Origin of the sequence: Terrisporobacter othiniensis (assembly GCF_000808015.1) — a bacterium.
In the GTDB taxonomy this organism is placed as follows: Bacteria; Bacillota; Clostridia; order Peptostreptococcales; family Peptostreptococcaceae; genus Terrisporobacter; species Terrisporobacter muris.
Genome location: NZ_JWHR01000038.1, coordinates 57,883 through 73,649 on the forward strand (window position 1 = coordinate 57,883; position 15,767 = coordinate 73,649).

Here is a 15,767-nt window from a genome sequence, read left to right on the forward strand (position 1 = left end):
TTAAGAGCGGAGGTATAATATGAAAGAAGTTGAACTATTAGCCCCAGTTGGCTCTTTTGAATCATTGAAGGCAGCTGTACAAAATGGAGCTAATGCAGTTTACCTTGGAGGTAAAGATTTTAGTGCAAGAGCATCTGCCAATAATTTTGATAGAGAAGAGTTAAAAGAAGCTGTAAGATACGCACATATTAGGGGCGTAAGAGTTTTTGTTACAACAAATACTCTTATAAAGCAAAGTGAATTAGAAGGTTTTATCGAGTATGTAAAGTTTTTATATGATATAAATATTGATGCATTAATATTACAAGATATAGGTGCAGCAATGACAATAAAAAAACTACTTCCAGATTTTGAGTTACATGCTAGTACACAAATGGTTGCACATTCTTTAGAAGATGTAAAGTACTTGGAAGGGATAGGTTTTGATAGAGTAGTACTTGCTAGAGAATTAAATGTGGAAGAAATTAAACATATTTGTGACAATACTAATGTTGATATAGAGGTATTCGTTCATGGAGCACTATGTGTTTGTTATTCTGGTCAATGCTTAATGAGTAGTATGATAGGAAACAGGTCAGGAAACAGAGGAAGATGTGCTCAACCTTGTAGACAAAGATATACAATGATTGATATTAATACAGGAGAAGAAGTAGCTTCTGATGGAGATTATTTGCTTAGTACAAGGGACTTAAATGCTATAGAAGAAATAAACCAAATCATTGATGCTGGGGTTCATTCTCTTAAAATCGAAGGAAGGATGAAAAAGCCTGAGTATGTAGCAACTGTAATAGGTAGCTACAGAGATGCCGTTGATGATTATTTAAGAACTAAAAAAGTTAATGTATCTCATGATATAATGACTGATTTATATACTATTTTTAATAGAAAATTCACAAAGGGTCTTTTACTTGGAGAAGTAGGGGAAGATGTAATGAACTCTCAAGTACCAAATAACCAAGGGTTATATATAGGAAAAGTATTAGACTATAATAAAAAAGCAAAAAGATTGAAAATAGTATTGGAAGAGAACCTAAAAAAAGGCGATGGAATAAACTTAGGTGGCGGAGTTATTGGAAGAATCATAAAAGGTAAGGAAATCACTGATATTGGATACAAAGGCGAGATTATAGAAATAGATTTTATTGGTGAAGCTAGAAGAAATCAAATGATATTCAAAACTTCCGATACTCAATTAATGGATAAAGTACAAAGTACATTTAAACAAGACAAAGAACTGGCAAAAAGTTTTATTGATGGAGAAATAAGTTTAAGATTAGGACAAAATCCTATAATTAAATTTAAAGATTTAAATGGTAACGAAGCTGAAGTTGTTGGCGACTTTGTTATAGAAAAAGCTTTAAAAGTACCAATGAGTAAAGAAAAAATAGAAACACAATTGAAAAAACTAGGAAATACTCCTTACGAATTAAGAAATCTGAAGATAGATTTAGATGAAGGGATAAGTTTACCAATTAGTGTAATTAATCAAATTAGAAGAGAATGTATTGATAATCTAAGTGAAAAAAGAATAGATATTAAAGATAGAAAATATAAAAATGAAAAAATAAGTTATAACCCACAAAAAGCTATTAGGCCGAAAGATAAAAAGATTAGAGTCAAAGTTAAAAACTTAGATCAATTGAGAGAAGTGGTAAACTTTGAAATAGATGCTATTTATTATGAAGATGCATCAACTATTGAAGGTGCCATAGAAATAGGAAAAGAAAATAATAAAAAAGTAATTTACTCAGCACCTAGGATTATTAGAAATAAAGAATATAATAAGCTGAATAAAATTAAAGCTTTAAATGAAGATACTATTCAGATTGGAACTTTAGGATCAATAAATTTCTTTAAAAATAAAAACTTCTGCATAGATTATTATTTAAATTCATTTAACAGCGAAACTATAAATCATTTTAAAAAAGAAGGAGCTACTTCTCTTTGTATTTCTCAAGAACTTAATATGAATGAGATAGAAGATACTCTAACTTATACTGATTTAGATGTAGAAAGTGTAGTTTATGGATTTGCACCAATGATGATAAGTGAATATTGTCCTATGGGAGTAATTGTTAGAAACTGTAAAAAGGACAAAAGATGCAAAGAATGTAATGAAAGTAAATATGCTCTGAAAGATTTTAAGGGTGAAGAATATAGATTATCACAAGACTTATTCTGTAGAACTACTATATATAATTCAAAACCAACTTGTGTATTAGATAACCTAGAAGAATTAAATAACATTGGTATAAATATATTTAGATTAGATTTTACTGGAGAAAATAAAAGTGAAATAAGAGAAATCATGGAGGCTTATACTGAAGTTATTAACAATGATTTTAGACTAGGGAATAAGTCGAGTAAATTATATAAAAAGTTAGGCGAAAAAGGTGTAACAACAGCTCATTTCTATAAAGGTGTAGAATAATTTACTATAAATAAAAAAGTACTAAAGGATTAATTTTCCTCTAGTACTTTTTTATTGTATATAAACTAATATGTCTCGACAATACGTTGATTAAAGCAATATGAGCGAGTCAAATTTTAGTATTGATTCATAGATGCTAAAACTTCAAGTAAAAACTCATAAACATTTTTAACAGAAGGTATACTTAAATGTTCATTTGGAGTATGAACTTCAAACATATCTGGTCCCATAGATATTGCTTCTGCACCGTTCATTTTATCAAGTAATAAACCACATTCAAGTCCTGCATGTATAGCAGTTATAATTGGTTTTTTACCTGTTAATTTTTCATAAACATCAACACATATATGTTCTAATTTAGAATTTTTTACATATTCCCAAGCTGGATATCCATCAGTGTTTTCAAAGTTAGCCCCAACTGAATCAGCAAGTAACTTTGTTTTATTGTTTATGTTTTCTCTTAAAGTAGCAACAGAGCTTCTTACGGCGCTTTCGAAAGACATTTTATCTTCTGATGTTTTAACAACACCTAAGTTAGTAGAACTTTCTACTAAACCTTCTATATCCATACTTTGTGTTTGTATTCCGTTTGGAATTAAGTTAAGTAATAATAGAGCTTTAGACTTACAATCGTCAGCAAGAGCCTTGTCAGCAGTAGTTTCTTCAACTATAACTTTAAGACCAGGATCAGTAGTGCTAAATTCATGTTTTAATATTTCTTCTATTCTAGATACACTAGCTTTAAGAGCATCAACTTGATTTTTATCAACTACAACTTTTGCCTCACACTCACGAGGAATTGCATTGTTTTTAGATCCACCGTTAACTTCTACTAAATCATAATCAATATCAAGTAAATTTAATATTCTACCCATTACAACATTTGAGTTAGCTCTTTGTTTAACTATATCCATACCTGAGTGTCCACCAAGTAAACCTTTTACTTCAACTAAAAGAGCTTGTTTATTTTCATCAACAGATTTATATGTAAGTGGTAAAGTAACATAAGCTCTATTTCCACCAGCACAACTTACTAATAAATAACCTTCTTCTTCAGAGTCTAAGTTAATTATATATTTTCCTTTTAATATGCCACCATCTAATCCATTAGCACCAGTCATACCAGCTTCTTCGTTAGAAGTTATTAATACTTCTAAAGATGGATGAGCTAAATCATTTGAAGCAAGTACAGCAAGACCCATAGCAACAGCTATACCATTATCTGCCCCTAATGTAGTACCGTTTGCATAAATCATATCATCTATAATTCTAAGGTCAATTGGATCCTTTTCAAAGTCGTGATCTGAATCTTTGTTTTTTTCACAAACCATATCCATATGACCTTGCAGTATAACACCAGGACAGTTCTCATAACCTTCAGTTGCAGGCTTTCTTATTAATATATTTAAGTGTTCATCTTGGATTACTTCTAAGCCTAAATCCTTGGCAAACTTATATAAGAAATTACTTATTTCTTTTTCATTGCCTGAACCCCTAGGTATTTGAGATATTTCTTCAAAATACTTAAACACTAATGATGGATTTAAATCCTTTAATACATTTTTCATAATAAACTCCCTTTCTTTTGAATCGATTAAAATTTAATTTTAAGTTAATAATGTAAATAACTTAGATATACTAAATAAAAGCTGTATTATATGTTAAAATATAATATGCTAATGTATAATATTATTTAGTCTACTAGTATTATAATACATTTTCGAAAAAAAAAACTAAATAGTAGAAATTATATACTAAATTTGAATAAATAGATAAAAAAGAGGAGGAAGTATGGATCAAAAATCATTAAGAGTCTTAGAGTACAATAAAATTATTGATTTATTAGCAACAAAAGCCTCATCTTCTTTAGGTTTAAAATATATTGAAGAACTAACACCAAAACCTGATTATAAAGAAGTAAAAGATATGTTAGAAGAAACTAGTGAAGCACAGGGAATTCTTATCAAAAGAGGCCATGTAAACTTAGGTGGTATACAAGATGTATCAGATAGTGTTAAGAGAGCTGAAATAGGTGCAGTATTAGATCCTGGAAGTTTATTAAAGATAAGTGATAATCTGAGAGCTGCTAGGAATCTAAAAAGAAGTTTGACTCCAGGAGAAGAGGAAGACTTTAATTATCCAATGATACAATCTTTATCAGATTCTTTATATGTATATAGAGATATAGAAGAAGAAATTAATAATGCAATAATTAGTGAAATTGAGATATCAGATAATGCGTCTCCTACTTTAAGGAGTATAAGAAGAGGAATATTGCAAAAAAATCAATCGATTAGAACTAAACTAAACTCAATAATATCATCGACTACATATCAAAAATATTTACAAGATGCAATTATTTCTGTTAGAGGGGATCGATTTGTTGTACCTGTAAAGGCTGAATATAGATCACAGGTTTCAGGTATAATACACGATCAAAGTTCATCTGGAGCTACATTATTTATTGAGCCAATGAGTATTGTTGAAATGAATAATGAACTGAGAAAGTTAAAATTAGATGAACAAGAAGAGATAGAAAGAATTTTAACAGAGCTAACAAAATTAGTAGGTGAAGTTGCAGGAGATATTTTATCTAATCAAGTTATACTTGGTAAGTTAGACTTTGCTTTTGCAAAGGGAAAATTATCTTTATCCATGAAGGCAATAGAACCAATATTAAATGAAGAAAAAAATATAAATATAAAAAATGGACGTCACCCATTGTTAGATGCAGATAAAGTTGTGCCTAATAACATTTACTTAGGAGAAGACTTTGATACATTAGTTATAACAGGCCCTAATACAGGTGGTAAAACAGTTACAATAAAAACTATTGGACTATTTGCATTAATGACTCAAAGTGGCCTACACATACCTGCAGATTATGGAAGTAGTATGTGTGTATATGATAATGTTTTTGCTGATATTGGAGATGAGCAAAGTATAGAACAGAGTTTATCTACATTTTCATCACATATGACAAAAATAGTAGGAATATTAAATGAAGTAAACTCTGATTCTTTAGTAATATTTGATGAGCTTGGAGCTGGGACTGACCCTGTTGAAGGAGCTGCCCTTGCAATAGCCATATTAGAAGATGTGAATATGGCAGGAGCAAAATGTATTGCAACTACTCACTACAGTGAGCTTAAAAATTATGCACTGACAAAAGATAGAGTAGAAAATGCAGCTGTAGAATTTGATGTTAATACATTAAGTCCTACTTATAAGTTATTAATTGGAGTACCAGGTAAATCAAATGCCTTTGAAATATCAAGAAAGTTAGGACTTAGAGACTATATAATTGATAGGGCAAAAGAATTCATAAATACAGATAATATAGAGTTGGAAGATGTTCTTCAAAATGTGGAGAAAAATAGAATAAAAGCTGAAGAAGAAAGAGCAGAGGCAGAGCAACTTAAAAAAGAAATAGAATATGTTAAAGCTGAATATGATAGAAAACTTGAAAAATTAAATGTATCAAGAGAAAAAATGATGGAAAAAGCTAGATCAGAAGCTTTTAGTATAACAAGACAAGCGAAAGAAGAAGCAGATAATATTCTGAAAGAACTTAGAAATATGGAAATGGAAATGGCTTCTAAGGAGAAGAACAAGAAAATAGAGGCTTTAAGAAAAGAACTTGCAGACTCTATGGGTAACTTACAACCATCAGTAAAAAGTATGATAGTTCCGAAGGTTTCTAATAAAGAGATAAAGGATTTAAAATCAGGAGATGAAGTAAAGGTTATAACTTTAAATCAAGAGGGTACAGTAGTATCAGTTGATAAAAAGAAAAAAGAAGCTGTTGTACAAATGGGTATAATGAAAATGACACTTCCATTTAAAGCATTACAAATAGCACAGAAAGAGAAAAAATCAATAGTAACTAAATCAACAAGACAAATTATCAGCTCTAAGTCAGGTAGTGTTAAGAGTGAAGTTGACCTAAGAGGACTGAATTTAGAAGAAGCTATTGTTGAAGTAGATAAATATTTAGACGATGCTTGTGTTGCAGGGCTTGAAACTGTTACAATAATACACGGAGTTGGTACGGGAGTTCTAAAAAAAGGACTTCAAGATGTGCTTAAGAAAAATAAACATGTTAAATCTCAAAGACCTGGACAATATGGTGAAGGTGGAATGGGAGTAACTATTGTTGAAATAAGATAATGAATTAAGGAGATGGTATAATTGATGATAGTGTCAGCATGCTTAGTTGGAGTGAATTGTAAATACAATGGGGGGAATAATGATAATGACAAAGTGAAAGAATTTTTAAAAGATAAACAATATATCATTATTTGTCCAGAACAATTAGGAGGGCTAACTACACCAAGAAAACCATCTGAAATAAACCAAGCAGGCGGAAAAGAAGTTTTAATTGGAAATAGTAAGGTAATAAGTTGTGAAAATAAAGATGTAACAGAAAATTTTGTTAAGGGAGCAAAGGAAAGTTTGAATATTGCTAAAATATTCAATTGCAAGCAAGCTCTTCTTAAGGAAGGTAGCCCATCCTGTGGATGCAATTTAATATATGATGGAACTTTCACAGGTAAGAAAATTTCTGGCATGGGTGTAACAGCAGCTTTATTTAATGAAAATAATATAGAAGTTTTTAGTGAAAAAGAGTTATAATATATATTTGAAACTATAACAATATGAATAACTTGAAAAAATGTAAAATTTAATTTAACATAGAAGAATGATGATGTAGAGAGGAGAATATAATGCAAGATTTTAAAATAGCGATAGCGAACTGTCTTAAAGAGAAAATAGAAGACTTAACTTTAGAAGAAATAGTAGCACTAATTGAAGTGCCACCAAATAAAGAAATGGGGGATTATGCTTTTCCATGCTTTAAATTAGCGAAGGTATTCAGAAAAGCTCCTAACATGATAGCTGCTGATTTAGCTGAAACTATAGAAGCTAAGGGTGAAATATCAAAAGTGATGCCACTTGGTGGATATGTGAACTTCTTTGTAAACAAATCTCAATTAGCTGAGAGTGTAATAAAAGATGTTTTAACTAAAAAAGAAAATTACGGACATAGCGATTTAGGACAAGATAAAGCTGTAGTAATAGATTTCTCATCTCCTAATATAGCTAAGCCTTTCCATATAGGACATATAAGAACTACTGTTATAGGTAATGCTCTATACAAAATATATGACTCTCAAGGATATAATGTAATAAGAGTCAACCATTTAGGAGACTATGGAACTCAATTTGGTAAACTTATAGTTGCATTTAAACTTTGGGGAAACAAAGAAGCTGTAGAAGCTAATCCAATACCAGAGTTATTAAAACTATACATACAATTCCATGATGAAGCTGAAAAGAAACCAGAAATGGAAGATGAAGCTAGAGCTTGGTTTACAAAATTAGAAAATGGTGATGAAGAAGCGAAGTCATTATGGCAATGGTTCAGAGACGAAAGTTTAAAAGAATTTGCTAGAGTATATGATTTATTAGACATAGAGTTTGATTCTTATGCAGGAGAATCTTTCTACTCAGATAAGATGGACACTGTAATAGAGCAAATAAAAGAAAAAGGATTATTAAAGCAATCTCAAGGAACAAATATTGTTGATTTAGAAGAATATAATATGCCACCAGCTCTTATAACTAAAAATGATGGTTCAACATTATATATGACAAGAGATTTAGCGGCAGCAATCTATAGAAAAAATACTTATGATTTTGAAAAATGTATATATGTAGTTGGTTCTCAACAAGCTCTACATTTCCAACAGCTATTTAAAGTATTAGAGCTTATGGGATTTGAATGGTCAAAAGACTTAGTACATACTCCATTTGGTATGGTTGCTTTAGAAGAAGGAACAATGTCTACAAGAAAAGGTAGAGTAGTATTCTTAGAGGATGTTTTAAAACAAGCTATAGAAAAAACTAAAGAAACTGTACTTTCTAAAAATCCAGATGCTAAAAATGTAGATGAAATATCTAAGCAAGTTGGTGTTGGAGCTGTAGTATTCCAAGAGTTATCAAATAGTAGAATAAAAGACTATACATTCTCATGGGAAAGAACTTTAAGTTTCGAGGGTGAAACTGGACCTTATGTTCAATATACTCATGCTAGATGTTGTGCAGTTTTAAGAAAAGCTAACGAAGAAGTAACTGCAGATATAAATTATGAATTATTATCAGGTGGTGATGCTGCAGAAGTATTAAAAGTAATCGGATCATTTAATAAAGCAATAGTTTCTGCAATGAGAAGAAATGAGCCGCACATAGTTACAAGATTTGTACTAGATTTAGCTCAATCATTTAATAAATTCTATCATGACAACCCAATAATAGTTGAAGATTCAGAAATTAGAAAAGCAAGACTTGCTCTAGTTGCTGTAACAAGACAAACATTAGAAAATGGATTAGCAATATTAGGAATGCATGCACCAGAAAGAATGTAAAAATTCACATTAAAAATGGCAGCTTTTAGCTGCTATTTTTGATTTTACAAACAAGCATCTGAATACAAGGTAATAAAATTGATAAAAATACTAAGTAAAAGACTTATAAGGGAGTTAATTTATGAAAGAAAATTTAATAAGAAATTCTTATCTAAATTCTTTTAACATTAATGATGAGAAAAAAGGATTACAAGATTTAATCATTATTAATACTAAGTGTTTGATTGATGACAAAATTCAAAGATATGTGTACATAGATAATAATAGATTAAAAGATGAATTAAGATATTATAATTTCTATGGGACAAAACCAGATTATGATGATATACTAAACATTCTACTACCATTAATACTTGCAAATACTAATATTCAAAAGTCAGAGGATGAGGTAATAAGTTTAATCCAAAAGTATATTAAATACTTTAAAAAAGAGGAGCATTTATTTGAATATATTATAGGTGCGCTAATGTATAATGCATTGATACATTATATTTTGGAGGATAAAAATATAGAGTATGGACAATTACTGCAATTATTAAAGGAAAAAATTATAGGATTTTCCATTGAGTTAGAAAAGCTAAATATGATAAAATTTCAAATGGCTAGAATCAATGCGATACAATTAATTGATAATTATATAGATTTAAAAATAGACAATTATGAGGACGGAAAAATAATAAAAAATTTATTAAATGCTATATATGATGTTTATATAGAAGAAAAAGATGTAAGCAATATAGGAGTTTTAAGCATAAAAAAATCTATATTATCAATATTGGGCGAAGAAGCAAATCTAAATACGGACAATATAGATTTTCTTGAGCAAATGTCTCATTACATAATAAAACTAAGGAAATATGTAATTAACAAAAAAACTTATAATTTAAATTCAGATCCGAGAAATTTAATTAAATACAATGAAGGAGAAGTTGTCTCAGATGCCATATTAAATAAGATAAATATTGTATCAAAAGAATTAGAAGACAATATTCTTCATCTAAAGGTTAAATCCAAATCCGGTGAATATAATTTTAAATTTAAAAAAGCATAAAATTAACTATTTTGTTCTAAATAGCTAATAAATTCTTGTTCAGTAGTTTCAGTTAAAAAACATAATTCTTTTACAATATTATTTTTGAGATTTATAAATTCATCAAGTTTAGTATTCTCCCCAGTAAATTCAAGAGCTTTGATCAATAATAATAAATCTCTTTTTGATAAATCATTTATAGATACTTGATCAATAGATTCCATAATAAATACATCCTTTCTAAATTGTTGATTTTAGTATAGTTTTGAAATATTTACCCTACTATATTATTTTAACTTAAAAACCATATAAAAACATAGTATAAATTTAAAAAGGAGTGAAATATTTGAAAATATTATTAACTACGTTAAATTCAAAGTTTATTCATACGAATTTAGCAATAAGATACCTGAAAGAAAGTGTAAAAGATTTAGTTGATGTAGACATTAGAGAATATACAATTAATAACCAGTTAGATTATATTTTAAAAGATATATACAAGAATAATTATGATGCAGTATTCTTTTCAACATATATATGGAACATTTATGACATAGTAAAGCTATGTGATAACTTAAAAAAAGTTAAGCCAGAAATAATGATAGGACTAGGTGGTCCAGAAGTTACTTATGATAGTGAGAATGCTATGGAAAGATATGAATTTTTAGATTATATACTATGTGGCGAAGGTGAACTAGTATTTAGAGATTTAGTTCAATATTTTTTAGGTAACAAAAACTTAGAAGATGTAAAAGGGATTGTATATAGAAAAGACGGAAAAATCGTAGCAAATGAAGAAATGGAATTACTACAAAATCTAGATGAAATACCAAGTCCATATGAAAACTTAGATGTAAAGGAATATGAAAATAGAATAGTTTATTATGAAACATCTAGGGGGTGTCCATTTAACTGTCAATATTGTTTATCATCAGCTATAAAAGGGCTTAGATATTTTAGTACTGATAGGGTAAAAAGAGATTTAAAAAATCTTATAGATGCAAGAGTATCACAAATTAAATTTATAGATAGAACTTTTAATGCAAATAAAAAATTTGCTAAGGAAATAATGAATTTCTTAATGGAAAATGATAATGGATACACTACATACCATTTTGAAGTTACAGCTCATTTATTAGATGATGATATGCTAAACTTCCTAAAAAATTGTAAAGAAGGATTATTCCAGTTTGAAATAGGTGTTCAAAGTACTAATCAAAAAACTTTAGATGCGGTTGGAAGAAGAGATGATTTTGAAAAGTTGTCTTATGTTGTAAAAACTATAAAATCATTTAGAAATATACATCAACATTTAGATTTAATAGCAGGCCTTCCATATGAAGGATATGGAAGATTTGAACAGTCATTTAATGATGTATTTAATTTAGGTATAGAGCAATTGCAACTTGGGTTCTTAAAGATGATTAAAGGAACTGGAATGAGATATAGTGCGGAAAAATACGGATATAGATTTAAGGACTATGCGCCATACGAAGTTTTATTTAATGATTTTATAAGCTATGATGAAATGCTAAAGATTAAAGATATAGAAGAGATATTAGAAACGTATTATAATTCTAATAATTTCCCACTTTCTTTAGAATATATAATTAAAAATTACTATAGTGAAAGTCCATTTAAATTCTTTGAAGAATTTTCAACATATTTCGAAGATATGGGATATTTCCACATGGCACAAGGTAAAAATAAATTATATAAAATACTATTAGATTTCTACAGTGAAAAAATTAATGAAGAAAATGACTTATTTAGTGAAATAGTGAAATATGATTATTTATCTTTAGGAAAAATATCAACAGTTCCACCTATTTTCAACAAAATAGAAATAAGTAATTTTAAGAGTAGGTGTCATGATTTTCTACATAATGTGGATAATCTTAAAAAATACTTGCCAGAGTTTGCAGATACACCAACAAAATATATCTTAAAATATATTCATTTTGAACCATTTAAATATGATATCTTAAGATTAAAAGAAGATATTAGTGTTAAGTTAAAAAAAGAACAAACTGTAATACTATTTGACTATAATACTAATAAAGTATTTGATAAGTCAAAAACTTATACTGTAAAGATAGGAGAAGAATATGAAGTTTAAAATAGATAAATATTTACTTAGAAAAACCGAAGAACTTGCATTTATAACTGTAAGAAAAGATGGAGATTTTCATTTAGATGGCTATGAAATACCAAAAGACGGATTAAATGTACCTATAAAAAATGAGGTTCTTGTAAAAGGAATAAAAGAAAAAACAGCACAAGAAGGACTAAACTCAATGTCTATAGCAGATGCAATGATTTATATAATAGGTATTGACCCAGAGTTTAAATACAACGAAGAGTATAAAAAATTCTTAAGTGCGCTTGAGAAAAAAGTAAAATTTGAAGTAAGATCTTATGCTGGATATATGTCTAGAAAATATTTTGAACTTGGAGAATGTACAGATGCATTAATTTATATTAAAGCTCTAATTACATTATATCCGAATGATATTGAAGGACTGTATAATTACGCTATTGTATGTCAAGAAGTAGCGACATCTTACCAAAAAGATGGTGATGCAAAGGCAATGAATACATTTTTAATAGAAGCAGGAGAAAAACTTGAAAAGATAATTAATATGGATGAAAACTTTGCCATAGCATATTACCATCTAGGATATCATTATTATAATCAAAGCCAATATATTAAAGCTAAGGTTATATGGGAAGAAGCTATGAGGCTAGAATTAGATGAAGATACAATAGCTGAAATACAAGAAAACTTAGGTAAGATGGATTATAAAGTACAATATGAAGAAGGATATTCTTTAGTATTCCAAGGGAAATTTGAAGAAGGACTTGAAAAATTATTGCCACTAGAAGAAGAATATAGTGATTGGTGGAATTTACTATTTATAATTGGTATAGCTTATAAAAATATGGGCGAAATGGATAAAGCAATGCTTTATTTTGAAAAAGTACTAATAATAAGACCGAAACAAGTAGATACTTTAGTTGAACTTGCATTATGTGAAGCTTCATCATTTAATATGGATAGAGCTATAGAACTATTAGAGCAAGCAGCTAAAATAAAAGAAGATCCAGAAATTCTTTGTAATTTAGGAATGGCATATTTAAATGCAGGAGACATTGATGATGCCATTTACTATATAGAAAGAGCTTATGAGTTAAATCCAGAAGATGAAATAACAATTGCATGCATGAGGGAATTAAATAATTACAGAGTTGATTAATTAAAAAAAGTATATTTTAAAAAAATTTATATTAGCTTATATTAAAAGGCCATAGTTAGGTGTAAATCATCGTATACTATGGTTTTTTGAGTATAAGAAATATTTATGAAAAAGAAAAAGTTATTATTCTATAAAAGAAATTAAAAAAAGAATTATTATAAATACGATTTTTGAAATATAAATCGGTATACAATTCAAGTAATTTATTATATAATCTAATTAAAGTGACTAATAGAAAAAAATGGAAAATAAATTATAACAAATCTAATCTTATATTATTCTGACCTAAATTTCCATCGACAAAACAAATTCAAATAATTAAATTACAAGGAACGATCTTTTTAAAATTACATAAGAGCGGTAGACAGTTATGCGTTTAATGTTATATGAATATAGCAAATTGTGTCTATGCTTGTGAAAAAATTAATTTTTTTAAATTAATAGGACAATCTCCTAATAATTTTGTTTATAATATATTTTTAAAAATATATTGAATATATACTTAAGGCATCTTTTTGTGATTTCAAAATTAGGGTTAAAAAAATACAAAGAGGGGAAAAAGAATATGGAAAAAAAAGATATTAACGTTCTTGAGCAAATGCAAGATATGACAGTTGACTTAAACAGTAAGGTATTAATAGAAAAGGCTGAAAAAGATGGCGTTGAAACTATGTATAAAAGAAAATTAGGATACAAAGTTCAATGTGGTTTTGGTCTTCAAGGTGTATGTTGTAGAAACTGTGGTATGGGACCATGTAGAATAAGTGCAAAAACTCCAAGAGGACTTTGCGGAGCTGACCAACATACAATAGTTGGTAGAAACTTTGCTAGAATGGCTGCTGCAGGTACTGCTGCCCATTCAGACCATGCCAGAGATATAGCTCATACATTAGCATTAACTGCTCCTGGTGGGGATTATCAAGTAAAAGAACCTCAAAAATTAGTAGAATTCGCTAAATTCATGGATGTTGATCCTGAAGGTAAAGATATATATGAACTAGCTCATGAAGTAGCTGAAGTATGTTTAATGGAATTTGGTAAACCATTTGGTGTATCAAAGCTATTAAAGAGAGCTCCAAAAGTAAGACAAGAAATATGGCATAACCTAGGAATAGAGCCAAGAGCTATAGATAGAGAAATAGCTACAGTAATGCATTCAACTCATGTAGGATGTACAGCTGATTTAGATTCTCTAATACATATGTCATTGAGATGTTCTTTGGCAGATGGATGGGGAGGATCTATGATAGGTACAATGTTATCTGACATATTATTTGGAACTCCAAAACCAGTTCATACAGAAGCTAACTTAAATGTATTAGCAGGAAATAATGTAAATATAATATTACATGGACATGAGCCTACATTATCAGAGATGATAGTTGCAGCATCTGAATTACCAGAAATGCAAGAATTAGCTAAAGAAGTTGGAGCTGATGGAATAACTTTATCAGGTATATGCTGTACAGGTAATGAATTAACAATGAGACATGGTGTTAAAATAGCTGGTGATTTCCATCAACAAGAATTAGCTGTAATAACTGGTGCTGTTGAAGCTATGATAGTTGACGTACAATGTATATTCCCAGCAATGGCTGAGGTATCTACTCATTATCATACTAAATTTATAACTACATCTCCAAAAGCTAAAATAACTGGATCTACTTACATGGAATTCCATGAGGAAACAGCTATGGAAGATGCTAAAACAATAGTTAGAGAAGCTATATTAAACTTTAAAAATAGAGATGCTTCTAAGGTTTTAGTTCCAGATTTAAAATCAGAAGGTATGGTTGGATATGCTGAAGAAGCTATAGTAGGTCAATTAAATAATGTTGTTAATACTCAAATAGATGAAATGGATAGCATAAAACCATTAGTAGATGTATTAGCATCTGGTGTAATAAGAGGGGTTGTTGGTGTTGTTGGATGTAACAATGCTAAAACACCATCTAACTACAATCATTTAACTATAATAAAAGAGTTAATTAAAAATGATTTCTTAGTAGTAACTACAGGATGCGGTGCTTCTGCAGCTTGTAAGAATGGCTTAATGCTAAAAGAAAATGCTCCTAAGTATGCAGGAAAAGGTTTAGCAACTGTTTGTGAATTAGTTGATATACCACCAGTTATACATTTAGGATCTTGCGTTGATAACTCTCGTATACTGAATGTTTGTTCAATAGTTGCAAATGCTTGCGATATGGATATAAGTGATTTACCAGTTGCTGGTTGTGCTCCAGAATGGATGTCTGAAAAAGCTATAGCTATAGGTACTTATGTTGTTGGTTCAGGTATAGATACATTCTTAGGTGTAATGCCTCCAGTTACAGGATCAGATAGAGCAGTTGAATTATTATGTGGTGGATTAAAAGATCAAGTGGGAGCTTGTTTCTATGTAAATGAAAATCCAGTAGAATTAGCTAAGATGATAATGGATGATATAGAAGCTAAACGTCCAGCATTCGAAGCTTTATATCAAGAAAAAGTTTTAAATAAAAGATTAGCTGAAGTAGCAGCTGAATAATAAATTTTTTAGAATACTTAGTTAACAAAGGTTAGTTTATTGTTAATCAGATGTTAGCAATAAACTAACTGTATATTATTTATGTAAGAAAATT

The 15,767-nt window shown here is 29.0% G+C and carries 10 protein-coding genes; 8 read left to right on the top strand and 2 right to left on the bottom strand.

From position 1 onward, the window contains the following. The first annotated feature begins 19 nt into the window (after positions 1 to 19). A complete protein-coding gene (locus tag QX51_RS03320) occupies positions 20 to 2,431 on the top strand; it encodes a U32 family peptidase (RefSeq protein WP_039678488.1) in 2,412 nt (803 codons plus the stop codon). Between the two features lie 116 nt (positions 2,432 to 2,547). Here QX51_RS03320 and QX51_RS03325 read toward each other — a convergent pair whose 3' ends face one another. Next, positions 2,548 to 3,999, bottom strand: a complete 1,452-nt coding sequence (locus QX51_RS03325) for an aminoacyl-histidine dipeptidase (protein ID WP_039678489.1) — start codon at positions 3,997 to 3,999, stop codon at positions 2,548 to 2,550. Between the two features lie 223 nt (positions 4,000 to 4,222). Here QX51_RS03325 and QX51_RS03330 point away from each other — a divergent pair, with 223 nt between their 5' ends. The 4 genes from QX51_RS03330 (at position 4,223) to QX51_RS03345 (ending at position 9,910) form a co-directional block, all read left to right on the top strand. Further along, positions 4,223 to 6,601 (top strand): endonuclease MutS2, encoded by a 2,379-nt coding sequence (locus QX51_RS03330; protein ID WP_039678490.1) that lies wholly within the window; start codon positions 4,223 to 4,225, stop codon positions 6,599 to 6,601. A 21-nt stretch (positions 6,602 to 6,622) separates the two neighbouring features. Next, entirely contained in the window at positions 6,623 to 7,066 is a 444-nt protein-coding gene (locus QX51_RS03335; protein ID WP_039678491.1) for a 2-thiouracil desulfurase family protein, read from the top strand. Between the two features lie 92 nt (positions 7,067 to 7,158). Beyond that, the gene (gene argS, locus QX51_RS03340; RefSeq protein ID WP_039678492.1) at positions 7,159 to 8,859 is read left to right on the top strand and encodes an arginine--tRNA ligase; all 1,701 of its coding nucleotides are present in this window, start codon (positions 7,159 to 7,161) and stop codon (positions 8,857 to 8,859) included. 121 nt (positions 8,860 to 8,980) lie between these two features. Beyond that, entirely contained in the window at positions 8,981 to 9,910 is a 930-nt protein-coding gene (locus QX51_RS03345; protein WP_039678493.1) for a hypothetical protein, read from the top strand. Positions 9,911 to 9,912: 2 nt separating this feature from the next. Here the strand turns inward: QX51_RS03345 and QX51_RS03350 are convergent, their stop codons facing one another. Further along, entirely contained in the window at positions 9,913 to 10,113 is a 201-nt protein-coding gene (locus QX51_RS03350) for a hypothetical protein (protein WP_039678494.1), read from the bottom strand. Positions 10,114 to 10,235: 122 nt separating this feature from the next. On the opposite strand from QX51_RS03350, the gene QX51_RS03355 reads away from it, so the two are divergent. From QX51_RS03355 to cooS, 3 genes are all read left to right on the top strand, one after another. After that, on the top strand, positions 10,236 to 12,008 hold the full coding sequence (locus QX51_RS03355) for a B12-binding domain-containing radical SAM protein (RefSeq protein ID WP_039678495.1): 1,773 nt from the start codon (positions 10,236 to 10,238) through the stop codon (positions 12,006 to 12,008). Beyond that, positions 11,998 to 13,146 carry a tetratricopeptide repeat protein gene (locus QX51_RS03360; RefSeq protein ID WP_039678496.1) on the top strand — a complete coding sequence of 383 codons (1,149 nt, stop codon included), beginning with the start codon at positions 11,998 to 12,000 and terminating at the stop codon, positions 13,144 to 13,146. Before QX51_RS03355 ends, QX51_RS03360 begins: the two co-directional genes overlap by 11 nt. 565 nt (positions 13,147 to 13,711) lie before the next feature. Next, a complete protein-coding gene (cooS, locus tag QX51_RS03365; RefSeq protein WP_074429468.1) occupies positions 13,712 to 15,673 on the top strand; it encodes an anaerobic carbon-monoxide dehydrogenase catalytic subunit in 1,962 nt (653 codons plus the stop codon). Positions 15,674 to 15,767: the final 94 nt, after the last annotated feature.

What these genes read in the sequence shown, in the direction of transcription:
- QX51_RS03320 (WP_039678488.1), top strand. Translation starts at nt 20, where the DNA reads ATGAAAGAAGTTGAACTATTAGCCCCAGTTGGCTCTTTTGAATCATTG.
- QX51_RS03325 (WP_039678489.1), bottom strand. Translation starts at nt 3,999, where the DNA reads ATGAAAAATGTATTAAAGGATTTAAATCCATCATTAGTGTTTAAGTAT.
- QX51_RS03330 (WP_039678490.1), top strand. Translation starts at nt 4,223, where the DNA reads ATGGATCAAAAATCATTAAGAGTCTTAGAGTACAATAAAATTATTGAT.
- argS (WP_039678492.1), top strand. Translation starts at nt 7,159, where the DNA reads ATGCAAGATTTTAAAATAGCGATAGCGAACTGTCTTAAAGAGAAAATA.
- QX51_RS03345 (WP_039678493.1), top strand. Translation starts at nt 8,981, where the DNA reads ATGAAAGAAAATTTAATAAGAAATTCTTATCTAAATTCTTTTAACATT.
- QX51_RS03350 (WP_039678494.1), bottom strand. Translation starts at nt 10,113, where the DNA reads ATGGAATCTATTGATCAAGTATCTATAAATGATTTATCAAAAAGAGAT.
- QX51_RS03360 (WP_039678496.1), top strand. Translation starts at nt 11,998, where the DNA reads ATGAAGTTTAAAATAGATAAATATTTACTTAGAAAAACCGAAGAACTT.
- cooS (WP_074429468.1), top strand. Translation starts at nt 13,712, where the DNA reads ATGGAAAAAAAAGATATTAACGTTCTTGAGCAAATGCAAGATATGACA.